The sequence below is a fragment of the Candidatus Nanopelagicales bacterium genome (assembly GCA_041393815.1).
Classification (GTDB): domain Bacteria; phylum Actinomycetota; class Actinomycetes; order S36-B12; family JAWKJK01; genus JAWKJK01.
Map to the genome: position 1 here is coordinate 426,508 of JAWKJK010000001.1, position 21,368 is coordinate 447,875.

Genomic DNA, 21,368 nt, shown 5'->3' on the forward strand with positions numbered 1-21,368 from the left:
GGATCACGACCCCCGCTGGCCGCGGTCGCGGCGGACCTGGACCTTGCGGCCCTTGATCCGGGTCGCCCGCAGCGCTCGCAGCACCTCGTCGACCGACGCCTCCGGGACCTCCACCAGGGAGAACCGGTCGGCGACCTGGATCTCGCCGATGTCCGCACCGCGCAGGCTGGTCTCGTTCGCGATCGCACCCACCAGGTCCTGCGGCCGGATCCCCTTCTCCCGGCCCGCGCTGACGAAGACCCGGGCGGTCGCCCCACTGCGGTCCCGGCGCCGCGCCGGTCCGCCACCACCGGCGGCCGCGCCGCGACGGCCCCCCGGCGCCCGGTCCCCCCGCTCCGCGTGCGGCGGCTCCGGCTCGGGGATGTCCTCCTCCTCGTCGAGGTACCCGCTCGCCTCGTGCGACAGCCGGACCGCCGCCAGGGCGATCTCCATCACGTCGAAGTCGTCGGCGAGGGTCTCCACCACGACCCGGTAGCGGTCCAGGTCCGCCTCGTCCGCGCCCACCAGGACCGACTGCAGCGCGGCCCTGGTGACCTCGAGCCGTCGCGCGTGCAGGTCGGCGCTGGTGGGCAGCCGCTCCAGCGGGATGCGCTGCCGCGTCACGCGCTCGATCGTCTTGAGCATCCGGTGCTCGCGCGGCTCCGCCAGGGTCACCGCGACGCCGCTGCGGCCGCCGCGGCCCACCCGGCCGATGCGGTGGACGTACGACTCCGGCGCGGACGGCACGTCGTAGTTGACGACGTGCGTGAGCTGGTCGACGTCGAGCCCGCGGGCAGCCACGTCGGTGGCGACCAGCAGGTCCGCCGACCCCGACCGCAGTCGGCCCATCACCCGGTCGCGCTGCGCCTGGTCCATCCCGCCGTGCAGCGCCTCCGCGCGGTAGCCGCGGCCGTTGAGCGCCTCCGTCAGCTGGTCCACCTCGTCGCGGGTGCGGCAGAACACGATCGCGGCCGTGGGCGACTCGATGTCCAGCACCCGACCCAGCGCAGCCGGCTTGTGCGCCCGGTTGACCAGGTACGCCACCTGGCGCACCTGCGGGGCCTCGCCCTCCGGTGGCGCCGCGCGCTCGATCTCCACCCGCAACGGGTCGGTCAGGTGCCGCCGCGCGATGCCGCCGATGCGCGCCGGCATGGTCGCGGAGAACAGCACCGTCTGCCTCGCCTCAGGCGTGGCGGCCAGGATCGCGTCGAGGTCCTCGGCGAAGCCCATGTCGAGCATCTCGTCGGCCTCGTCCAGCACGACCGTGCGTACGTCGTCCAGGGCTAGCGTGCCCCGCCGGATGTGGTCCAGCGCGCGCCCCGGCGTGGCCACGACGACGTCCACCCCTCGCTCGAGCTCGCGCAGCTGCCGGCCGATCGGCTGGCCGCCGTAGATCGGCAGGGTCCGCGCCTGCAACCCCCGCCCGTACCGGTGCAGCGCCTGCGAGACCTGGATGCACAGCTCCCGGGTGGGGACCAGCACCAGCGCCACCGGCCGGCGGCCACGGTCCCCCGCCGGCAGACCATGCAGCACCGGAAGGGCGAAGGCCGCCGTCTTGCCGGTGCCCGTGGCTGCCTGGGCGACCACGTCGCGTCCCGTGAGCAGCAGCGGGATCGCCTCGCGCTGCACCGGGGTCGGCTCCTCGTACCCCAGCTCGGCCAGCGCCGCCAGCAGCTCCGGGCGCAGGCCCAGGTCGGCGAACGTCGGGTCCTCGGGATCGCCGGTCACCGCGCCATCCTCCACCCCCGGCGCCCCCCGTCGGGGGGGTACCCGCGATCGGGTCCCCCGGCCCGCCCGCGACGCGGCCGTGGTAGGCAGGGGGCGACCAGTGACCAAGGAGGCCGGATGTCCGGGCTGACCCTCGGGGTGATCGGGCGCTCGACCAAGGAGAACGAGCACCGGGTGCCGATCCACCCGCAGCACTTCGACCGCGTCGACCCGCAGCTGTGCGAGCACATGGTGGTCGAGTCCGGGTACGGCGAGCGGTTCGGCGTCCCCGACGACCGACTTCCGGTGGGCCGGGTCGCCGACCGGGCCGAGGTCCTCGCGACGGCGGACGTCGTCCTGCTGCCCAAGCCGATGCTGTCCGACGTGGAGGCGCTGCGCGACGGCCAGGTGCTGTGGGGCTGGCCGCACCTGGTGCAGGACCCGGCGATGACGCAGTTGGCCATCGACAAGCGGCTGACGATGATCGCGTGGGAGGCCATGAACCACTGGGCCGACGACGGGTCGTTCGGCGTGCACGTGTTCCACATGAACAACCAGCTCGCGGGCTACTGCTCGGTGCTGCACGCAATGGCGCTCGCCGGGGTGACCGGGCACTACGGCCGGCCGCTGTCCGCGGTGGTCATCGGGTTCGGCAACACCGCACGCGGTGCGGTGACCGCGCTGCAGGCGATGGGGGTCCATGACGTCGCCGTGCTCACCCAGCGGGAGGTGTCCCTCGTCGCAGCCCCCATCCCGGGGGTGACGCTGGACCACATCGAACGACTCGAGGACCACCCCTCGCGCACGCGCACCCTGCGCGAGGCCGACGACCCGATCCCGACTGCGGAGTTCCTGGCGGAGCGGGACATCGTCGTGAACTGCGTCTACCAGGACACCGACGCACCGCTGATGTTCGTCGACGACGCGGACCTGCCGACGCTGCGACCCGGGACCCTCGTCGTCGACGTCTCCTGCGACGCCGGCATGGGGTTCTCGTTCGCTCGCCCCACGTCGTTCGAGCAGCCGATGTTCACCGTCGGCGACGGCATCCAGTACTACGGCGTGGACCACAGCCCGTCCTACCTGTTCGACACCTCCAGCTGGATGATCAGCGAGGCGCTGATCCCGCACCTGGCCACGGTCATGGCCGGGCCACACGCGTGGGTGGCGGACGACACGATCCGGCAGGCCATCGAGATCCGCGACGGGGTGATCCAGAACCCGAAGATCCTGTCGTTCCAGGGGCGTTCGTCGCAGCACCCGCACCCGGTGCACGTCGAGCACGGCTGACCGTGGTCGACCAGCGACGACGCCAGGACCGCCGGGCGGACGCCCGGAGCGTCGGCGGCGTGCTGCGCGACTCGGTGGAGAGCGACACCGGTCAGCGCCGCCTGTGGTTCACCGCCGGCTTCAGCGTCGTGGCGTTCGTCGCGGCCTTCGCCGCGTGCCTGGCCCTGGGACACCCGAAGGTCGGTCTCGCCGCGGGCCTGGTCGCCATGTTCGCCGCGGTCGGGGCCGGGGTCGCCCCGCGCGGCATGACGTTGCAGATCGGCATCCCGGCCGGCGTGGCCGTGCTCGCCACCATCCCGCTGGTCCTGGCGGCGGACCGCCGACCGTGGGTTGCGGCCGCCGTGACCGCGGCCGTCATGGTGCTCGGATCACTCACCCAGGCCGACGCCCCGGTGGGCACGGTCGTCGGGTTCATGGGCTCGACCGCGTACGTGATGGGGGTCGCGAGCCGCTCGATCCACGACGTGTCGGCCGGCGAGGCCGCGCTGGCCGTCGCCGTGGGCGGGACGGCGGCGGCAGCCGCGGTGGCCGGGCTGATGGCGTGGCGGGCCTATGGCGCGCACGAGGGCATCTCCTGGGTGCCCCCCAAGGTGCCCAGGGTTCCGGGCAACGGGTGGGTCCGCTGGTGGCGCGCCGTCACCACAGCGCTGCGTGACTGGCGACATGACCCCTACGTACGACTGGCCGTGCGGCGGCTCGTCGTCCTGCCGCCGATGGTGGCGGGCCTAGTCGCCTGGGGCAACGACGACGCCCTCTTCGGCCTGCTGGCCGCCTTCGCCGTCACGCAGCCGACGCTGCACGACACCGAGGACCGGACCGTCGCGCAGATCACCGGGACCCTGCTGGCGTGCGCGGGTGGAGTAGCCGCGGGCCTGCTGCTCCCCACCTGGGCGGTGATCCCCCTGGGCATCCTCGGGATCGCGTTCGGGCTCGCGTTCATCCGGCGCAACCAGGTGATCGCCGCCGCGGGCACGACCGCGTTCGCCCTGGCCGGCGCCGGACTGTACGAGCCGCTCGAGACGCTGGCCCCGCTGCGCCTGGCCGCAGCGGTGGCGGGCGTCGCGATCGCGGTGCTGGCCACGCTGGTGATCCGGCCGCCGCGTCGGCGGCAGCCGGTCGCCGCGTCCGAACCCGAAGGAGGGACCACGTCGTGACCCGCATCCTGCGCCTCCTGGCGCTGCTCGCGCTCGTCGTCGCCACGCTGGGGCTGGTCTGGCTGCTGGGGATGAGGCGCAAGGACTCCGCGGTGGTCGCCCTGCAGCGCCGCGTCAACCGCGCCGTCATCAACCCGCGCCAGCGCGCCATCGCGGGACGGCCGGGGTCGGATGCCGCCCTGCTGCACCACGTGGGCCGTACGTCCGGCCGGGCGTATGCCACGCCGGTCGGCGCGGAGCCCACGACGGACGGGTTCAGCATCGCGCTGGTGTACGGGCCGCGGTCGGACTGGCTGCGCAACGTGCTCGCCGCGGGATCGGCCCGGATCGACCACGACGGGCGGACGTACGCGGTCGACCGACCCGAGGTGGTGGCGTTCGCCGACGCCGAGGCCGACTTCCCGCCCAAGACCGTCCCGGCGCTGCGGATGATCGGCGTCCAGCAGGTGCTGCGGCTGCACCGCGTCGACGACGGCACGCCGACGGCCCCGGACGCCTAGCATCGCCGGCGTGGGCCCACCCGTCACGAGACCCGGCCCGGTCCTGGTCACCGGGGCCAACTCCGGCATCGGCCTGGCCACCGCACTGCACCTCGCCGGTCGCGGCTGGCCGGTGTGGGGGACCGTACGCAGCCGCGCCAAGGCGACCGTGCTGCGCAACGCCGCTCGGGAGGCGGGAGTCGACGACCTGGTCCACGCCACCGTCCTCGACGTGTCCGACCACGACGCGGTGGTGCGCCGCTGGCCGCGACTGCCGGACTTCTACGGCGTGGTCAACAACGCCGGAGCCAGCCACACCGGCGCCGTGGAGGAGGTCAGCGCCGCGGAGGCGAAGGCGCTGCTGGACATCAACCTGGTGACCCCGGCGGTGATCGCCGGGTGCGCCCTGCCGTCGATGCGGGCCCGGGGCTCCGGGCGCATCGTCAACGTCTCCTCGATCGCGGGACTCGTCGCGGTGCTGCCGTTCCAAGCCTGGTACCACGCGTCCAAGTTCGGCCTCGAGGCACTGTCGGACGTGCTGCGCCTGGAGGTCGCGCCGTTCGGCGTGCGGGTGTCGCTGGTCGAGCCCGGGTTCTTCCACACCGAGATCCTGGGCAAGTCCGAGGACCAGCTCGTCGACCGCGAAGCGTCACCCAGCCCGTACGCCGCCGGCTACGCGCGGGTGGAGCGCATCACCGAGTACGTCGACCGGATCGCGCCCCCGCCCGGCGCGGTGGCGCGCGCCATCACCTCGGCGCTGGAGAGCGGCCGACCCAAGCGCCGCTACCTCGTCGGGCGGGACACCCTGCCCATCCGCGGAATCGGGCTGCTGCCGCAGGAGATCACCGACCGGGTCGTGTCGCTGGTCGCCGACCTCGGCGGGGGGCGCTGAGGTCATGCCGAAGAGCACGACGCGACCGAAGGGCACAGCGCCGACGAGCGCGGCGACGACCCTGGAGCCCCGTCGCGCGCTGGGGCTGCGGCTGCGCAGCCTTCTCCTGCAGGCGGATCCCGCCGTCCCCGTACCCGCGTCGGTGTCCGACGTCGTCACCTGGTTCGGCGCGATGCAGGCGCAGGACCACGGCAGCGGGCTGTGGTCGCTCGGCGTCCGGCTGGACGGCTGGACCGTCGACGACGTGCAGTCCGCCCTGGAACGACGGGAGGCCCTGCGCACCTGGCCGATGCGCGGGACCGTCCACCTGGTCCCCGCCCGCGACGCGCACTGGATGCTGGACCTGATGGGGGCCAAGCCGCTGGCCGGGGCGGCGCGCCGCCGGGAGTTCCTCGGCCTGGACGAGCGGACCGCGGACCGGGCCGTCGAGGTGCTGGGATCCGCGCTGGCCGGCGGTGGCCGGCTGACCCGGGCGCAGTGCCTGGAGACCCTGGCGGACGCCGGCATCAACGGCGCCGGCAACTACGGCTACCACCTGCTCTGGTACGCCAGCCAGCGCGGCGTCACCTGCATCGCACCGCACGTCGACGGCGAGCAGACGTTCGCGCTGCTCGACGAGTGGGTGCCCGATCCGGTCCGGCTCGACCGGGACGAGGCGCTCGCCACGATCGCCGAGCGGTTCGTGCGCAGCCACGGACCGGTCCCGCTGTCCGACCTGACCGGGTGGACCGGGCTCGGCGTGCGCGAGTGCCGTCGCGGCCTGGAGCTGGCCGGCGACGCCGTGACCGAGGTCGAGCTGGACGGGCGCCCGGCGTTCGTGGCCACCACGCTGCTCGACGCCGCGCCGGACGACGCGGCACCCGGACCCGGGCACCTGGCCCTGCCGGGCTTCGACGAGTACCTCCTCGGCTACAAGGACCGGTCCCTGATGCTGTCCCCGGCCGACGCCAATGCGGTGGTCCCCGGCGGCAACGGGATGTTCCGCGCCACCTGGGTCCGCGACGGCCGGGTCGCCGGGACGTGGACCAAGGGGTCGTCGCGCACCCGGCTGGTCATCGACGCGCAGCCGCTCACCCGCACCACCCGGCGGGACCGGGCCGGGCTGGAATCCGCCCTCGCCACCTACGCGGCCTTCCTGGGCCGCGACCTCGAGGTCCGCTGGCCCGAGCCGACGCCGCGACGATAGGCCCGCCGCCGGGCCCTGCGGCCCTGGAGCAGGGCCGGCCCCGGTGGTCGACTGGTGGTGTCACCTCGGGAGGGGAGGTGGGTCATGTCACTGCAGCACGAACCCATCCAGCACACCCCGGTCCGCGCGCCCGCGCTGCGGCACACCGGGTTCCGCGTCACGGAGTGGGCGCTCGGCATCGTCGGCGGCATCGCGACGTTCCTCGGCCTGTTCATCCTGTACGGGGCGGACGACCAGTACGTCGGGCTCGGCGGCGACCTGTCCTGGCGGGTCGGCGACCTGGACGCGGCGTGGGGCTACGGCCTGCTGGCCGGTGGCCTGGTGGCCCTGCTGGTCACCCTGGGCCTGGTCCTGCGCGACCACCGGGTCGAGCACGAGCCCGGCGGGATGCGCGAGAGCGGCTGGTCCGACGTCATCGCCCACGCGGTGGTCTTCACGATCGTGAACGGCTTCCTGTGGGCCCAGGACATCGCCCTCGGGGACGGCGCGAACTACGCCTACTGGGTCACGATCCCGTGGGGCATCGGGCTGGCAATCCACGTGGTCGCCCAGTACCGCGCGTCCCGCGAGTCCCGCGCGTCCCGCGCAGGCCCCGCACCCACCGCGACGGAATGAGTCTGGGCGTTGCTTGGACGGCGCCTGGGGCCCCGAAAGCAACGTGGGGACTCATTCCGTCGGAGAAGGGCGGGCGCCGCACGGGGTGGGCGCCGCGCGGTGGCGCCGAACGGGGGGCCGGGCCGTGCGGGTCAGGGCGGCGGGACCACCAGGACCGGGACCTCGGCGAACTCGAGCACCTCCCGGACCTCGGACCCGACGTACGGGTGCCCCACCGGCCCGCCACCGGAGCGACCCACGACGACCACGTCGGCGGGCCACGCGGCGGCCTCGCGCAGGATGCAGGCCGCGGGCTCGCCCTCGTACGCCACCGTCTCGACCGCGACCCCGGCCTGGGCGGCGAGGTCGACGACGTGGCGCAGCACCGCGGCGGTCGCCTGCCCGCGGCGCTCGCGAACCCCGACGGCGCCGGCACCGCGTTCCAGCTCCCGCACCAGCACCCCGTCCACCAGCACGTGCACGGCCCGCAGGGCGCCGGGGCACAGCCGTGCCAGCCGGATCGCCGCGCGCGCCGCAGCCAGTCCCGCCGGTGAGTCGTCGACGGCCACCAGGATGCGTTCCATCACCGGAATCCCCTCCCCGTCCCGCGACCCGCGGCCCACCGCAGCCGCACCTGCTCCTCGTGCTCCTGGTCCTCCAGCGCCACCGTGAGCTCGGCGGACGCCGCGTCCAGCCGCGGTATCCAGCGCTCGGTCAGCGCGCGCCGGCGCCGACGGGTGGCGGCGATCTCGTCCCGGACCGCCGTCAGCGCGGCGCTGGCGACCGCGTGGTCGACGGCGGCGAGCACGGCGCGCTCAGCAGCCTGGGCGGCGGGGATCAGTGCGGCGGTGGCCTCCGGCGCGCACTCCGCGTCGGCCCGGGCCACCCGGCAGGACGCGGACGCCGGGTAGCGCACGCCCATCGTGACCCGCCACTCCACCTCGACCGCGGTGTCGGCCCCGTCACCCGCCAGTCGGATGCCGCGCTCGGCGCCGAGCAGGACGGACCGCAGCACCCACTGGTCCAGTTCCGCCACCGCCTCCTCCCAGGCGACCCGGCTGCGCTCGGCCCGCAGCGCGAACCCGGTCTCCTCCGCGGCGAGCGCACGCAGCTTCTGCTCCAGCAGGTCCGCCCCGTGGGCCGCGACCCCGCGACGCCGGCGCAACCAGGTCCGGCCGGCCCGCCCCGGCGGGAGCCCGCGCACCCGGCCGGTCATCCCCGCACCCCCGCCGTGTGCTCCGCCACCAGGGCCGCGGGGAGCATCGTGAGCTCGCGCGGGGGCAGCACCCCCAGCACCTCCCAGGCCAGGTCCAGCGTGCGGTCCAGCGGGCGGTTCTCGCTGCGACCCTGGTCCAGCAGGCCCTGCTCGAAGGCCTCCTCGTACTCCAGGTAGCGGCGGTCGGTGGCGCTCAGCGCGTCGGCGCCGACCAGGTCGGCGAGCTCGCGCGCCTGCCGGGCCCGGGCCAGGGCGGCGAGCAGCTGCGCGGCGAGGTCGAGGTGGTCGTCCCGGGTGCGCCCCGGACCGGCACCCTTGCGCATCAGCCGGGACAGCGACTGCAGCGGGTCGATCGGGGGGTAGACGCCGCGCGCGTGCAGCGCCGGGGACATGACCAGCTGGCCCTCGGTGATGTAGCCGGTGAGGTCCGGGACGGGGTGGGTGATGTCGTCGGCCGGCATCGTCACCACCGGCAGGATCGTCACCGACCCCGGCAGGCCGCGGACCCGGCCGCAGCGCTCGTACAGCGACGCGAGGTCGCTGTACAGGTAGCCGGGGTAGGCCCGCCGCGCCGGGATCTCCCCCCGGGCCGCCGACACCTCGCGCAGCGCCTCCGCGTACGAGGTCATGTCGGCCAGGACCACGAGCACGTGCCGGCCGCCCCCGAACGCGAGCGCCTCCGCGACGGTGAGGGCGATCCGCGGGGTGAGGATGCGCTCGATGACCGGGTCGTCGGCGGTGTTGACGAGGAGCACCAGCTCCCCGGTGCGGGACCGCTCCTCGAGGGAGTCGCGGACCAGCGCGGCGTCGGCGTGGGTGACCCCCATCGCTGCGACCACGACGCTGAACGGCTCGCCGCCGGCGCTGGACTGCGCCGCGATCTGCGTCGCCAGCTCCAGGTGCGGCAGCCCGGCGACGGAGAACACCGGCAGCTTCTGCCCGCGCACCAGCGTCGCCAGCCCGTCGATGGCGGAGATCCCCGTGAACACCGGGTCCGACGGTGGCTCACGCATCAGCGGGTTCAGCGGCGCGCCGCCGGTGAACGCGTGGTGCGAGCCCATGACGGGCGGACCGCCGTCCAGCGGCTCGCCCCGCCCGTTGCAGACCCGGCCCAGCCAGCCGTCGCCGACCGGGATCCGCAGCGGCGCACCCGTGAAGCGGACCCGCGTCCGCCCGGGGTCCAGCCCGTCGGTCCCCTCGAGCACCTGGACGACCGCGAGCCCCCGGTCCGCCTCCAGCACGACGCCGTGCCGGGGCGGGTGGCCGTCGGCGCGGATGGTGACGTACTCGTCCCAGCCGACCCCCTGGGTGTCGCCGACGACCAGCAACGGCCCGCGCAGCTCACGCACGTCCGCGTGGTCGACGGCACCCCACCCGGCACCCGCCCGGGCGGTCATGGCGACCCACCGCCCGGCACCAGGCCGTCGAGCACCGCGAGCATCCGGTCGCGCCGAAGCTCCACCCCGGCGGCATCGTCCGGTCCGGTCTCGTCGCGGGCGCGCACCAGCGGGCCCCAGTCGACCTCCTCGATCTGGGCGGCCAGCACCCCCGCGTCGATGAGCGACTGCGCCCGGTCGATGACGACGAGGACGGCGTCCACGAGCGCGGCACCCTTCTCCGGGGCACAGGCCGCGTCGGTGGCCGACAGGGCGCTCTGCTGGAGCACCGCCTCGCGCAGCAGGCGGCCGGCGAGCAGGACGACGCGCTCCGCACCCGGAAGGGAGGCGACACCGACCAGGTCCGCGAGCGCGTCGAGACGGTCGGCGTCGGCGACCAGCGCCAGCACGCGGCCGCGGCGGCGCGCCCACTCCGGGTCGCCCTGGGCGGTGTGCCAGCTGCCGACCGGACCGGCGTCGCGCGAGAACGACGCACCCCACGAGACCGCGGGGTAGTGCCGGGCGTAGGCCAGGTCACGGTCCAGCGACCACACGCTGCGGACGAACCGCTCGGTGTTGGCGGTCACCGGCTCGGTGACGTCGCCCCCCGGCGGGGACACCGCACCGATGACGGTGACCGAGCCGTCGTCGCCCGCCAGCGTCTCCACGTGCCCCGCGCGCTCGTAGAACGCCGCCAGCGCCGACCCGAGGCCGGCCGGGTAGCCCTCCTCGGCCGGCAGCTCACCGGAGCGGGATGCGAACTCCCGCAACGCCTCCGCCCAGCGGGAGGTCGAGTCCGCGATGACGACCGCATGCATCCCCATGTCGCGGAAGTACTCCGCGACCGCGACACCGGTGTAGATGCTCGCCTCGCGCGCCATCATCGGCATGTTCGACGTGTTCGCCACCACGACGGTGCGCTCCGACAGCCGGCCGCCGCTGCGCGGGTCGACCAACTCGGTGAGCTCGGAGACGACGTCGGCCATCTCGTTGCCGCGTTCGCCGCAGCCGACGTAGACGATGACGTCCGCGCGCGACCACTTCGCTATCTGCTGGAGCAGCACGGTCTTTCCGGTGCCGAAACCACCTGGTACGGCTGCGGTTCCGCCCAGAGCGACGGGGTACAGCAGGTCCAGCACCCGTTGGCCGGTGACCAGCGGGCGGCCGCCGTCCAGCCGTCGCCGGTACGGACGAGGCACCCGCACCGGCCAGCGCTGGGTCATCGAGACCGGGTGGCCGCCCACGACCGCCAGCGGGGTGTCCGCCTCGTACGGGCCTCCCGCGACGAGCTCGTCGACTGCTCCTGACAAGCCCGGTGGCACCAGCACCCGCAGCCGCAACGGGCCGGAACCGGTGACCGTCCCCAGCGAGCCGCCGGCGGCGACCCGGTCGCCCCGGGACATGGTCGGCTCGAAGCGCCAGGTCCGGACGTCCTCGTGCCGCGGCGCCCCAGGGCTGAGCCAGGTGCCCGCGCCGTCGAGCGGACGGAGCAGCCCGTCGTAGACGCCGCCGAGCAACCCGGGCCCGAGGGGTGCCGACAGCGGCTCGCCGCGCGGCGTCACGAGCGCCCCGGGGGCGAGGCCGCCGGTGTACTCGTACGCCTGCACCGTGGCGCGCCCACCGGTGAGGGCGACCACCTCGCCCATGAGGTGCTCGGGCCCGATCTCGACCACCTCGGACATGGTGGCGTCGGGTAGCCCCTCGACCTCGACCAGCGGTCCGCTCACGCGCCGGACCAGGCCGTGGGCGGCGCGGCCCTCGGCGGCGAGGTGCACGGAGCCGCTCACGACCGCCACAGCTCCTCGACCTCGGGGCCGATCCGGTCGAGGACCTCGTCGGCCAGACCGTCCAGGGTGTACGAGACGCTGCGGCTGCCGAGCACCCCGACGACGCCGCCCCGGTCGACCTCGTGCACCGCGGACCCGGACCCGAGGTCGCGGGCGGCACGGGCCGCCAGCGCCGCTCGCGCGGCGGGGTAGTCCGGGTGGTGCCGCAGCGCGGCCCCCGCGTCGCGCGCGGCGCGGCGCAGGGACTCGTAGGCCGTCCGGTGCGCGGCCAGGACGACGGAGCGCGCGGACCGCTCGGTGCGCGAGCGCTCCCTCGCCAGCACCTCGGCGGCGTCGAGCTCGCCCTGCTCGCGCGCCTGCGCCAGCAGGGTCTCGGCCTGCTCGCGCGCGTCCGCGACCACGCGGTCGGCGTGGGCGTCGGCCTCGGCGAGCATCGCGTCCGCGTCGGCGCGGGCCCGCCGCAGCAGCGCGCGGCGCAGCGGCTCCAGCGGGTCCGGCGTGCCGCCGGCCCGTTCCTGCACGCCCATCTGCGTGGTCGTCACGGCGGCATCACCACCGTGAGCCGGTCACCGGTGCGCGGTCGGCCGACCAGCGCGTCGCTGGCCCGGGGGGTGAGCACGACCACCGCCACGTCCGCGGGCAGGGAGCTCCACCGCGCCCGCACCTGCTCGGCGTCCTCGGCCGGGAGGACCAGGACGCCCGCCAGCCCGAGGCCCTGCACCCGCGGGGCCTCACCGATGGCGGCGACCCTGGCCATGTCACGCGTTGCCGATCAGGATGACCGCGACGATCAGCCCGTAGATGGCGATGCCCTCCGACAGGCCGACGATGACCATCGCCCGGCCGAACAGCTCCGGCCGCTCGCTCATCGTGGCCAGCGCTGCCGCGCCGGTGTACGCCACGGCGATGGCGGCGCCGATCGACGAGCCGGCGACGGCGATGGCGGCGCCGAGCAGCGCCGCCCAGTTCGACCCGGCCGCGGCGGTGGCATCCCCGTCGGCCGCGATGACTGCCGACGAGACCGACTGCGCAGCACCGGGATCCGCCGTCGCGACGGCCACCACGACCGCAAGCGCGGCGAGCAGGAGCAGCGCGTTCACCGCGACGAGGACGCGCACGGCCGCACCTGATCCGGACCGGAGGGCGACCCGGGTGGCCATCGCGGCCACGACGAGGACGGGCAGGGCCAGCAGCCAGGCGGTCATGGCGCACGCTCCGAGGAGACGGGCAGGTGCCAGGCCTGGAACGGCCGGCCCTCTGCGACGAACACGCGGGAGAACAGCTCGTAGTACTCCAGCCGCAGCGCCTGGACGCCGGCGACGACGGCCTGCAGGGTGAAGGTCAGCACGTTGCCGACGACGAACAGCAGCACGGCACCCAACGCTGCCGGCACCGAGCCGACGTCCCACAGCGCGGTGGTCCCCTGCCACACGATCGCGCCGAGCGCGGCGTGCGCCAGCCCGAACGCGGCCAGCCGGGCGAAGGACACCAGGTTGGTGCCGAGGCGGATCACCCCGTCGAACAGCTCGACCCCGGCCTGCGCCGCGCCGCCCGCCCCGCCGCCGGACCCGGCGTACAGGCCGACGTACGCCAGCACCAGGCCGGCGCAGGCGATCCCGACGCCGGCCCACACGAGCCAGCCGGTTCCGGCGTACGCGCCGAGGGCCAGCAGTCCCAGCCCGAGGAACAGCGCGATCCCGGCGATGCCCGATGGAGCGACCAGCGCGTAGCGCCACCCGCCCTCGCGCCACCGGTTCACGGTCCCGAGGACGTAGGCCCCCGACAGCAGGCAGGCCCCGATGCCGACCGACACCAGCAGGAGCAGGACCGGCTCCTCCAGCGGCTCGATCCACAGCACCGGCAGCACCCCGGTGGGGCCGAAGAACTCGCCGAACAGCACGCCGAAGAAGGTGGCGGACACGCCCGCACCGACCAGGAACGGCCAGATGGAGCGGAATCGGGACAGCCGGCGGGGCCGGCCGAGACGCAGCAGCAGTCCGCCCAGCACCAGCAGGGCACCCTGGCCCGCGTCGGCGAACATCATCCCGTACATGACGACGAAGGCCAGGCCGGCGACCACGGTCGGGTCGACGTCGACGTACGGCACCGTGGCGTAGGTGTCCATCAGCGGGGCGAACGAGCGGTTGAGACCGCCGCGGGTGTGCACCAGCGTCGGCGGGTCCACCCCGCGTGGAGCCGGCAGCGGGACGACGGCCGCACCCCGCGGCTCGAGGGCGGCAGCGAGGGGCGCGACCTGCTCCTCGGGCACCCACCCGGTGACCCCGGCGACCAGGCCCCGGTGGACTGCGGCAGCACTGCGCTCCTCCAGCTGCGCCTCCGCGGCGAGCAGGTCCCCGCGGCCGAGGCGCACGGCCCCCTCCGGGTCGACGGGGGTCCGCGAGAGGACGGGGGCGGCGACGGCGTCGTCGGGCAGCTGAGTCAGCAGCCGCGCGGAGGGCCCGGCGGACGCCGCGTCACCCGTGGTGTCCAGCTCGACCACGCCGCTCTCGGCGATGTCCACCAGGACGTCGCGCAGCTCCTCCTCCGGTGCGACGACCGCGACCCGCCGCATCCGGACCGGTTCCATCGACTCACGCCACGGCATCGAAAGCCTCCAGCGCGGTCGGGCCGAGTGCGGCGGTACGGGCGGCCACCTCGAGCGCGGCCCGGACCCGCCAGGCATCGACCCCGAGGACGGCCACGGCGCCCACGACCACCTCCGGACCGGTGAGCGGGCGGCGCATCAGCGCGAACCCGTCGCGCTCCACCCGCGCCCACCAGAGGGCCTCGGCGCGCCACAGCCCGTCCGGCTCGGTGACGTCGGCCAGCGGCCAGCGGGCCTCCGCTGGCAGGGCGCGGCTGAGTGCGCCGACGCTGCGGGATCCGACCCAGCCGTCACCGAGCAGCGCCGCGCAGGTGCGCAGCTCCTGCGCCGACGGCCGGCGCCCGGCCAGGACGTACTCGCGTGCCACGAGCAGCGCCGCGGCCCCGGCTGCCCACGGATGCGCGTGCGGGACGACCGCGGCGACGCGGCGGGCCCAGGACAGCCGCATCCCCCGGCGGACGGTAGCCGGGTCGTCCCCGCCCGGGTCGCCCCACGCCGAGCGGGCGAGCAGGAGTCGCAGGTCCGCGGCCGACCGGGCCTGCGGGATCCGGGTGCTGACGACGGCCAGGGCGCCGAGCCGGAACGGCGGGGCGGTGCTCCGGCCGGCCAGCTCCCGCAGGCGCTCGTCGACGTCCGCGATCTCGAAGGCCCCCGCCAGGACGCGCAGCACGGACGCGTCGCCGTGCGGCACCCAGCCCCCGAGGACCCGCAGGTGCCACAGCGCGGTGGCCGCCGCCGCGTGCTGCGCGGCAGCCAGGTCCTGGCCGGCCCGCACGTCGTGTCCGTACGAGGTCGCCGCGAGCCGATCGACGGCGGCGGGGAGGTCCGGCAGCGCGGCGAGCGCGCGTGCCCCGGCGGCCCCGAGACGCCGCCGGGACATCGCCCGCGCCCGCACGCTGGCGGCCACCCAGGAGGTGCTCATCGGAGGCCTCCCGCGTGCGCTCCCTCCCCCGCTGCGGCGCGTGCGGAGGTCACGACCCCCGCCAGCTCCCGTCGGGCGTCCGCCACGATCCGGTCGACCAGTGCCGGCATGCGCGCCGCTGCCGCGGCGGACACCCGGGCGGCCTCCGCAGCGGCCTCCTCGGCGCGCACCCGGCCCTCCTCCTGCGCCCGGCTGCGGGCTGCGGCGGCGACCGCGCGCCGCTCCCCCTCGGCATCCCTGCGCGCCTGGGCCAGCAGCGCTCGGGCCCGTTCGGCTGCCGCGTCCCGACGTCGCAGGGCCTCGGCGTCCGCGTCGGCACGGATCCGCGCCGCGAGTGCCTGGGTGTCCTCCAACTGCGCCAGCAGCGGTTCCAACTCGGCCGAGCGCTCGGCCACGCGGTCGGCCGGGACCCCGGCCAGGGCCGCCGCTCCCGGCGTGCCACTGGGCCGCAGCCGTTCGAGGAACTCGCGCGCGCCGACCACGGGTCACCTCCCGGAGGAAGACCCACCGTGCTTGCCATCATCGGGGCCGCATGTCCCCCACGGCAGGGGCGAAGGGCTCACGTGGGCGTGACAATGCCCTCGTGCGCACCGATGGGGAGAGGTTCGAGCCAGCGGACCGGGCCGACTGGCGGCGCTGGCTCGCGGTGAACCACGCCAGCGCGCCGCGGGTGTGGCTGGTGTCGGCGAAGAAGTCGTCCGGCCGCCAGCGGCTGTCCTACGACGACGCCGTCGAGGAGGCGCTGTGCTTCGGCTGGGTCGACAGCACGGTGCGGCGGGTGGACGACGACCGGAACGAGCAGCTGTTCACCCCGCGACGCCGGGGCGGCACGTGGGCGGCGACGAACAAGGCCCGGGTCGCGCGGCTGACCGCCGACGGGCTCATGGCCGAGGCCGGGCTGGCCGCGGTCGCGGCCGCACAGGCGGACGGATCCTGGACGCTGCTCGACGACGTCGAGGCGCTGCGGCTGCCCGACGACCTCGTCGCCGCACTGGCGGCCGATCCGTCGGCGGAACGCGGCTTCTCCGAACTGACCGTCTCGGTGCGCAAGCAGGCGCTGTGGTGGATCGTGTCGGCCAAGCGCGAGGACACCCGGGCCCGCCGGATCGCGGCCGTGGTGGCCGCCGCGCGGGAGGGTCGGGGTCCCGGGTAGCGGGAGTTCGCTGCCGGGCGGTGCTCAGAACAGCGCTGCGGCCAGGGCCTCGGCGGTGTCCGCTGGGTCGATGACGTCGTCGAGCTCGAAGTGCTCCGCGGCCGACAGCGCCTCGCCGCGCTCGTAGGCCGCGGCCACCAGCGCGTCGAAGCGCGCCTTCCGCTCGGCCTCGTCGGCGACCGACTCCAGCTGCCGCCCGTACGCGAGCCGGACCGCACCCTCCAGTCCCATCGGACCGACCTCGCCGGTCGGCCACGCGACGGTCAGCCGCGGGACGTGGAAGCCGCCGCCCGCCATGGCCATGGCGCCGAGCCCGTAGGCCTTGCGCAGGACCACGGTGGCCAGCGGCATCCGCAGCCCGGCGCCTGCAGCGAACAGGTCACCGACCGCGCGGACCAGGCCGGTGCGCTCCGCGGCCGGGCCGACCATGATCCCCGGGGTGTCGCAGAGGCTGACCACCGGCAGCCCGAACCGGTCGCACAGCCGCAGGAATCGCCCCGCCTTGCTCGCCGCCGCAGCGTCGATGGCACCGGCGCCGTGGCGCGGGTTGGACGCGAGGAAGCCGACCGCTCGGCCGTGCAGGCGTCCCAGCGCCGTCGTCATCGCCCGCCCGTGCCGCGCCTGGAGTTCGATCAGCGAGTCCTCGTCGGCCAGCACGGCCAGCACGTCCCGCACGTCGTACGCGTGCCGTCTGTTGTCGGGGACGACGTCACGCAGCCGGCGCTGGTCGGGACGGGTGCCGGGCCGGGGCGGTCCGGCCACCAGGCCGACCAGCCGGGCAGCGAGATCCACGGCCGCGCCGTCGTCCGCCGCCTCGATGTCGACCGCACCACTGTCAAGATGCACGTCCAGCGGCCCGACATCTTGCGGCGCAACGGATCCCAGGCCAGCCGCCTCGATCATCGCGGGGCCGCCCATGCCGATGCTGGCGCCGGCGATGCCGATGCTCACGTCACACATGCCCAGCAGGGCGGCGTTGCCGGCGAAGCAGTAGCCGCCGGCGATGCCGATCCGCGGCGTGCGTAGGCGGGCGAACGAGGCGAAGGTGCCGAGCTCCAGCCCGGCGACCGTGGGGTGGTCGGTGTCGCTGGGGCGTCCCCCGCCGCCCTCCGCGAACAGCACCACCGGCAGACCGTCCCGGGCGGCGAGGTCCAGCAGCCGGTCGGTCTTGCGGTGGCCCGTGACGCCCTGGGTGCCCGCGAGGACGGTGTAGTCGTAGGCGACCACGGCCACCCGCACGCCGCCGATGCGGCCCGTCCCGGTGAGGACGCCGTCCGCGGGCGTCGAGGCGACCAGGTCGTCCCGGCTGCGTGCCGCCCGCTGGGCGGCCACGGCCAGGGCGCCGTACTCGCGCCAGCTGCCGGGGTCGAGCAGAGCGGCCAGGCTCTCCCGGACGGTCCGCCGTCCCTGGCGGTGCCGTCGTGCCACGGCGTCCGTACGGGCCCCGTCGAGCAGAGCCTCGTGCCGCTCGCGGGCGCGCTGGCGGCGGTCCTGCGTCAGCGCACTGCCTCGGCGGCGCGCAGCCGGGCGGTCATGACCCGCAGCATCGGGATGGCGACCTCCGGGTGCTCCTCGAGGAGCGCCTCGAACTTCCACTTGTCCAGCACGAAGGCGGTCATGCCGTCGGGGCCGGCGACCACGTCGGCCGATCGCGGCTTGCCGTCGATGAGGCTCAGCTCCCCGAAGTACGACCCGGGGCCGATCGAGATGACGACCGTGTCGCCGTGGCGCACCTCACCCGATCCGGAGAGCACCAGGTAGAAGTAGGCGCCGGTCGGGCTGAACGCGGCGAAGCCCGCGACCGGCGTCCCCTCCGCGGTGATGACGGCCCCGGCCTCGAAGTCCTTGACCTCCCCGTCGCGCTCCACGCGGTGCAGCGCCCGCTTCGACAGACCGGCGAACAGGTCCGTCTTCTCCAGCTGCTGGGTCAGCACGCCATCGTCCGACACGGGTACCGCTCCTTCCGCGGGGCCGCGACGCTCGCGCGGCCGATGGGGGCAGCATGTCGTCCCGGCGCGGGGGGACGCAACGATCACCCGCCGCTCGCCCCGACCGGGCCCCGGCGATCCCACCCCGCGATAGCGCCGGCGTTTCCACCCGGCGATGCCGCGACGGAATGAGTCCCCACGTTGTTTGAGGCACCCGAAACGGCCCGTACGCAACGCCCAGACTCATTCCGTCGCGAAGTCCTGGTGGGGGCTGACCAGACGGACCGACCCGGACATCGCCACCGCCGGACGAATCCGTGGACACGGACTCTTGCTGTGCTGCAACGTGTTTGCTACACTCGAACACATGTTCTACGGCGATCGGATGGACGCTCCGGCGGTGTCCCGGACGCGCGACGCCGGCTTGCTGCGGCGCGTCCGCGAGCTCGGCCCCGGGGCGCGCGCCGGCGCCCTGCTGGACCGGATCGACGTGCAGGCCCTCGACTCCTTCGACCGGGTCGAGCTGCTGCGCGCGTGGGACGCGCAGGTGGCATGGACGAGCGCGCGCACGGCCGAGGCCCTGGTGGGCGTGTCCGGGCCGACGCCGCTGGTCGACCTCACCGACCGCGACCACGGCGAGGTCGACGAGCTGTCGGTCGAGGGGGAGGTGGCGGCCGCGCTCCGGATCGCGCCGCGGACCGCCCGCGGCCGGGTCGCCTCGGCCCGGTTCCTGGCCACCACCGGCGCGCCGGCTGCAGAGATGCTCCGGTCCGGTCGCTGGACGGTCGCTCATGCCCGCGCCGCCGAGGACGAGCTGGCTGGCGTCCCCGCAGGCGTCGCGGCGGACGTGATGGCAGACGTGGTCGCACGGTGCCTCCCGGGCGAGGACGGCTCGCCCGCGCAGTACCTGGACGAGACCCCGGGGCGTCTCCGGTCGCGGGTCCGCCGGACGGTGGCCCGCGTCGACCAGGCGGCCGCCACCGAGCGGATCCGCGGACGCCACCGGGAGCGCTCGTGCACCCTGACGCCGGAGCCCGACTTCCGCGGACAGGTCAGCATTCGTGGCCCGTACCCGATGGTGGCCTGGGCCTACCGGCAGCTCGACCACTGGGCACGACGGGAGCGGGAGCGGCTGCGCGGACTCGACCCCGCGCTACGGGACGACGATCAGGACACCTCGCTGGAGGCGCTGCGCGCGGACGCGTTCGTCGCCGCCGCCCGGCTCCTGGCGAGCACGGACGACGGTGGGCCTGCTGCCGAGCCCACCCCCGACCGGGGCCGGACCTGGTCGACGGCAGTCGTCGTGGTCGAGGCGCCGACGGCACTGGGCATGGCCGACGAGCCGGGCTTCGTGCCCGGCTACGGCTGGGTCCCCGCCCCCGTCGCCCGCGAGTTGCTCGGCGGTGCGGACCGGTGGCGCCGTTTCCTGACCGACGGGGGACGCCTGGTCGATGCGGGGCGACGCGACTACCGGCCCGGGGCCGCACTGCGGCGCCACGTGACGGCGCGGGACCTGACCTGCACCTTCCCCGGCTGCGCCGTTCCGTCCGCCGACTCCGACCTCGACCATGTGAGCAACTTCGACGGCGCCAACACGACAGCGGCCAATCTCCGGCCGACCTGCCGCTCCCATCACCGGCTCAAGACCCACGGCGGGATGTTTGGGGGGTACATGGTGCCGAGGGGGCCGAGCGGATCGCGCGGCCGACATCAGTGTCGGAACGGCTAACGACAGGCCGACGCCCCGGCGCCGCACGGGGGATGGCGGCGGCCGGGGCGTCGGGGTCGAGGGGTCAGCCGAGCAGGTCGGCGGCGTCCAGCAGCGCCGCGGCGGTCTGCCGGGCCTGCTCCGCGGTCATGGTCACGGAGTCGTTGCCGACGGACAGCGCTACCTCGGGCCGCCCGGCCGTGGAGGCGTCGAGGTGCAGGCGGTCCTGGCGCTGGACGGCGACGGCGACGGTCGTGCCGGCGACCTGAGTCACCGGGCCGTCGTGCAGCACCAGCACGGCCCCGTCGTCGGTCATGGCGGCGTCATGCTGGTCGCAGAACGACGGGCAAGTGCTGGCGGTGGTGGCTACGGTGCTCATGGGTTCGTTCCCTCTCAGTCAGGGTCGGGCCAAGTGCCCCGGCATCGGCTCTGATCCGGTGTCCGGGGCGCGCCCGGTCTCGGGCGCTGGCCGTCACGATGCCACGCCGGCTCGCTGCTGGGAAGGCTCATCACCCGTACCGTCGCCGCGCCGGCCTCGGTCCACCGCCCCAGCACCCCGGCGACGGCCGGCCGTCGATCGGTAGCCGGGTCGCCGTCCAGCTGCGCCGACAGTCGCCACAGGCCCATCGGGCGGTTCGGTCGTCGACCGCGACCCCGCGCATCGGCCGGGAGCACGCCGGGCAGCGGCGCTTCGGTAGGTCGTGGTCGGCCGTCGTCGTCGTGGTCGTCACGGCACCTCCACGATCGAGCCGTCGGCGTGGACGGTGAAGCGGCCCATCGGGTCCACCGGGCCGGCCAGGCCGTCGAGCTCGTACCCGCGCACCACGACCGGCTCACCGGCCCGCAGCCGGGCCAGCGCGTCGGTGAACGGGCAGCCGGGCCAGTCGCCGTAGGCGGCGACCAGCTCGACGAGCCAGGCGTCGAGGTGCCGGCGGACGCCGGCGCTGGCCTGCCCGGTGCGCCGCGCCACGTCACGCCCCCCTCGTCGTGCCGCGGTTCGCCGCGTGCGCGTCCCACCGCCGGTTCACCCCGGCGGCCTTCTTCGCGCTGACCGTCGACCTCGGGACACCGTCGGCGTCGGGCAGCTGGACGCTGCCGAGCAGCTTCTCCAGCGCGATGCGGTGCTGGCGCAGCTCCGCCACCGCCGGGTGCGTGCGGACAGTGCCGGTCGGGCTGGTCAGCACCGGGCCGTCGCGGTCGACCGCGGCCTGCAAGTCGGCGAGCAGGTCGGCCTCGCGGCAGGCGGCCTCCAGCACCGCCGACTCGCGGCTGTCAGGCTCCAGGCCGGCCGCGTCGAGGTCGGCGACCACGGCCTGCCACAGCGCGCGGCCAGGGGCTCTCAGGCCCTTCGGCGGGGCAGGCTTCCTCGGTGCGGTCATCGGGGGGCTCCTC

24 protein-coding genes are annotated in these 21,368 nt (G+C 75.4%); 8 read left to right on the forward strand and 16 right to left on the reverse strand.

Annotation, left to right across the window (positions count from 1 at the left end; all coding sequences use genetic code 11):
• Positions 1-3: 3 nt before the first annotated feature.
• Positions 4-1,707 (reverse strand): DEAD/DEAH box helicase, encoded by a 1,704-nt coding sequence (locus R2737_01900; GenBank protein ID MEZ5114996.1) that lies wholly within the window; start codon positions 1,705-1,707, stop codon positions 4-6.
• 117 nt (positions 1,708-1,824) lie between these two features.
• Here R2737_01900 and R2737_01905 point away from each other — a divergent pair, with 117 nt between their 5' ends.
• The 6 genes from R2737_01905 to R2737_01930 all read left to right on the forward strand — a co-directional run bounded on the left by R2737_01905 (position 1,825) and on the right by R2737_01930 (position 7,302).
• Positions 1,825-2,976 (forward strand): N(5)-(carboxyethyl)ornithine synthase, encoded by a 1,152-nt coding sequence (locus R2737_01905; GenBank protein ID MEZ5114997.1) that lies wholly within the window; start codon positions 1,825-1,827, stop codon positions 2,974-2,976.
• Positions 2,977-3,035: 59 nt separating this feature from the next.
• Positions 3,036-4,130 (forward strand): FUSC family protein, encoded by a 1,095-nt coding sequence (locus R2737_01910; protein ID MEZ5114998.1) that lies wholly within the window; start codon positions 3,036-3,038, stop codon positions 4,128-4,130.
• A complete protein-coding gene (locus R2737_01915) occupies positions 4,127-4,630 on the forward strand; it encodes a nitroreductase family deazaflavin-dependent oxidoreductase (protein MEZ5114999.1) in 504 nt (167 codons plus the stop codon). The genes R2737_01910 and R2737_01915 overlap by 4 nt, the downstream gene beginning before the upstream one ends.
• Positions 4,631-4,640: 10 nt before the next feature.
• Positions 4,641-5,501, forward strand: coding sequence for an SDR family NAD(P)-dependent oxidoreductase (locus R2737_01920; GenBank protein ID MEZ5115000.1), 861 nt, complete (start codon positions 4,641-4,643; stop codon positions 5,499-5,501).
• Positions 5,502-5,505: 4 nt separating this feature from the next.
• The gene (locus R2737_01925; protein ID MEZ5115001.1) at positions 5,506-6,687 is read left to right on the forward strand and encodes a winged helix DNA-binding domain-containing protein; all 1,182 of its coding nucleotides are present in this window, start codon (positions 5,506-5,508) and stop codon (positions 6,685-6,687) included.
• Between the two features lie 84 nt (positions 6,688-6,771).
• Entirely contained in the window at positions 6,772-7,302 is a 531-nt protein-coding gene (locus R2737_01930) for a 2TM domain-containing protein (protein ID MEZ5115002.1), read from the forward strand.
• 131 nt (positions 7,303-7,433) lie between these two features.
• On the opposite strand, the gene R2737_01935 is transcribed toward R2737_01930, so the two are convergent.
• The 10 genes from R2737_01935 to R2737_01980 are packed head-to-tail and all read right to left on the reverse strand — an operon-like array spanning position 7,434 to position 15,669.
• Entirely contained in the window at positions 7,434-7,865 is a 432-nt protein-coding gene (locus R2737_01935; protein MEZ5115003.1) for a universal stress protein, read from the reverse strand.
• Positions 7,865-8,497, reverse strand: coding sequence for a V-type ATP synthase subunit D (locus R2737_01940; protein ID MEZ5115004.1), 633 nt, complete (start codon positions 8,495-8,497; stop codon positions 7,865-7,867). Before R2737_01940 ends, R2737_01935 begins: the two co-directional genes overlap by 1 nt.
• Positions 8,494-9,894: a V-type ATP synthase subunit B gene (locus R2737_01945; GenBank protein MEZ5115005.1), complete on the reverse strand. Its 1,401-nt coding sequence runs from the start codon at positions 9,892-9,894 to the stop codon at positions 8,494-8,496. Before R2737_01945 ends, R2737_01940 begins: the two co-directional genes overlap by 4 nt.
• Positions 9,891-11,660 (reverse strand): V-type ATP synthase subunit A, encoded by a 1,770-nt coding sequence (locus R2737_01950; protein MEZ5115006.1) that lies wholly within the window; start codon positions 11,658-11,660, stop codon positions 9,891-9,893. Before R2737_01950 ends, R2737_01945 begins: the two co-directional genes overlap by 4 nt.
• Positions 11,657-12,202, reverse strand: coding sequence for a hypothetical protein (locus tag R2737_01955; protein MEZ5115007.1), 546 nt, complete (start codon positions 12,200-12,202; stop codon positions 11,657-11,659). The genes R2737_01950 and R2737_01955 overlap by 4 nt, the downstream gene beginning before the upstream one ends.
• Positions 12,199-12,417, reverse strand: coding sequence for a hypothetical protein (locus tag R2737_01960; protein ID MEZ5115008.1), 219 nt, complete (start codon positions 12,415-12,417; stop codon positions 12,199-12,201). The genes R2737_01955 and R2737_01960 overlap by 4 nt, the downstream gene beginning before the upstream one ends.
• 1 nt (position 12,418) lies before the next feature.
• Positions 12,419-12,865, reverse strand: coding sequence for an ATP synthase subunit C (locus R2737_01965; GenBank protein ID MEZ5115009.1), 447 nt, complete (start codon positions 12,863-12,865; stop codon positions 12,419-12,421).
• Entirely contained in the window at positions 12,862-14,247 is a 1,386-nt protein-coding gene (locus R2737_01970) for a V-type ATPase 116kDa subunit family protein (GenBank protein MEZ5115010.1), read from the reverse strand. Before R2737_01970 ends, R2737_01965 begins: the two co-directional genes overlap by 4 nt.
• A 4-nt stretch (positions 14,248-14,251) precedes the next feature.
• The gene (locus R2737_01975) at positions 14,252-15,187 is read right to left on the reverse strand and encodes a hypothetical protein (protein ID MEZ5115011.1); all 936 of its coding nucleotides are present in this window, start codon (positions 15,185-15,187) and stop codon (positions 14,252-14,254) included.
• Positions 15,184-15,669 (reverse strand): hypothetical protein, encoded by a 486-nt coding sequence (locus R2737_01980; protein ID MEZ5115012.1) that lies wholly within the window; start codon positions 15,667-15,669, stop codon positions 15,184-15,186. Before R2737_01980 ends, R2737_01975 begins: the two co-directional genes overlap by 4 nt.
• 101 nt (positions 15,670-15,770) lie before the next feature.
• Here R2737_01980 and R2737_01985 point away from each other — a divergent pair, with 101 nt between their 5' ends.
• Positions 15,771-16,340 (forward strand): YdeI/OmpD-associated family protein, encoded by a 570-nt coding sequence (locus R2737_01985; protein ID MEZ5115013.1) that lies wholly within the window; start codon positions 15,771-15,773, stop codon positions 16,338-16,340.
• A gap of 24 nt (positions 16,341-16,364) precedes the next feature.
• Here the strand turns inward: R2737_01985 and R2737_01990 are convergent, their stop codons facing one another.
• Positions 16,365-17,768 (reverse strand): carboxyl transferase domain-containing protein, encoded by a 1,404-nt coding sequence (locus tag R2737_01990; GenBank protein MEZ5115014.1) that lies wholly within the window; start codon positions 17,766-17,768, stop codon positions 16,365-16,367.
• Positions 17,769-17,836: 68 nt separating this feature from the next.
• Positions 17,837-18,289: a Crp/Fnr family transcriptional regulator gene (locus R2737_01995; GenBank protein ID MEZ5115015.1), complete on the reverse strand. Its 453-nt coding sequence runs from the start codon at positions 18,287-18,289 to the stop codon at positions 17,837-17,839.
• 346 nt (positions 18,290-18,635) lie between these two features.
• On the opposite strand from R2737_01995, the gene R2737_02000 reads away from it, so the two are divergent.
• Complete coding sequence (locus R2737_02000; protein ID MEZ5115016.1) at positions 18,636-19,997, forward strand: DUF222 domain-containing protein; 1,362 nt, start codon at positions 18,636-18,638, stop codon at positions 19,995-19,997.
• 64 nt (positions 19,998-20,061) lie between these two features.
• Here the strand turns inward: R2737_02000 and R2737_02005 are convergent, their stop codons facing one another.
• From R2737_02005 to R2737_02015, 3 genes are all read right to left on the reverse strand, one after another.
• A complete protein-coding gene (locus R2737_02005) occupies positions 20,062-20,355 on the reverse strand; it encodes a hypothetical protein (GenBank protein ID MEZ5115017.1) in 294 nt (97 codons plus the stop codon).
• A 348-nt stretch (positions 20,356-20,703) separates the two neighbouring features.
• Positions 20,704-20,946: a hypothetical protein gene (locus tag R2737_02010; GenBank protein ID MEZ5115018.1), complete on the reverse strand. Its 243-nt coding sequence runs from the start codon at positions 20,944-20,946 to the stop codon at positions 20,704-20,706.
• Between the two features lies 1 nt (position 20,947).
• Positions 20,948-21,355, reverse strand: a complete 408-nt coding sequence (locus R2737_02015; protein ID MEZ5115019.1) for a hypothetical protein — start codon at positions 21,353-21,355, stop codon at positions 20,948-20,950.
• Positions 21,356-21,368: the final 13 nt, after the last annotated feature.

Coding starts and splice junctions, on each gene's coding strand:
- R2737_01930 (MEZ5115002.1), top strand. CDS start 6,772: ATGTCACTGCAGCACGAACCCATCCAGCACACCCCGGTCCGCGCGCCC.
- R2737_02005 (MEZ5115017.1), bottom strand. CDS start 20,355: ATGAGCACCGTAGCCACCACCGCCAGCACTTGCCCGTCGTTCTGCGAC.
- R2737_02000 (MEZ5115016.1), top strand. CDS start 18,636: ATGTTCTACGGCGATCGGATGGACGCTCCGGCGGTGTCCCGGACGCGC.
- R2737_01905 (MEZ5114997.1), top strand. CDS start 1,825: ATGTCCGGGCTGACCCTCGGGGTGATCGGGCGCTCGACCAAGGAGAAC.
- R2737_01965 (MEZ5115009.1), bottom strand. CDS start 12,865: ATGACCGCCTGGCTGCTGGCCCTGCCCGTCCTCGTCGTGGCCGCGATG.
- R2737_02015 (MEZ5115019.1), bottom strand. CDS start 21,355: ATGACCGCACCGAGGAAGCCTGCCCCGCCGAAGGGCCTGAGAGCCCCT.
- R2737_01945 (MEZ5115005.1), bottom strand. CDS start 9,894: ATGACCGCCCGGGCGGGTGCCGGGTGGGGTGCCGTCGACCACGCGGAC.
- R2737_01935 (MEZ5115003.1), bottom strand. CDS start 7,865: ATGGAACGCATCCTGGTGGCCGTCGACGACTCACCGGCGGGACTGGCT.
- R2737_01975 (MEZ5115011.1), bottom strand. CDS start 15,187: ATGAGCACCTCCTGGGTGGCCGCCAGCGTGCGGGCGCGGGCGATGTCC.
- R2737_01970 (MEZ5115010.1), bottom strand. CDS start 14,247: ATGGAACCGGTCCGGATGCGGCGGGTCGCGGTCGTCGCACCGGAGGAG.
- R2737_01960 (MEZ5115008.1), bottom strand. CDS start 12,417: ATGGCCAGGGTCGCCGCCATCGGTGAGGCCCCGCGGGTGCAGGGCCTC.
- R2737_01940 (MEZ5115004.1), bottom strand. CDS start 8,497: ATGACCGGCCGGGTGCGCGGGCTCCCGCCGGGGCGGGCCGGCCGGACC.
- R2737_01925 (MEZ5115001.1), top strand. CDS start 5,506: ATGCCGAAGAGCACGACGCGACCGAAGGGCACAGCGCCGACGAGCGCG.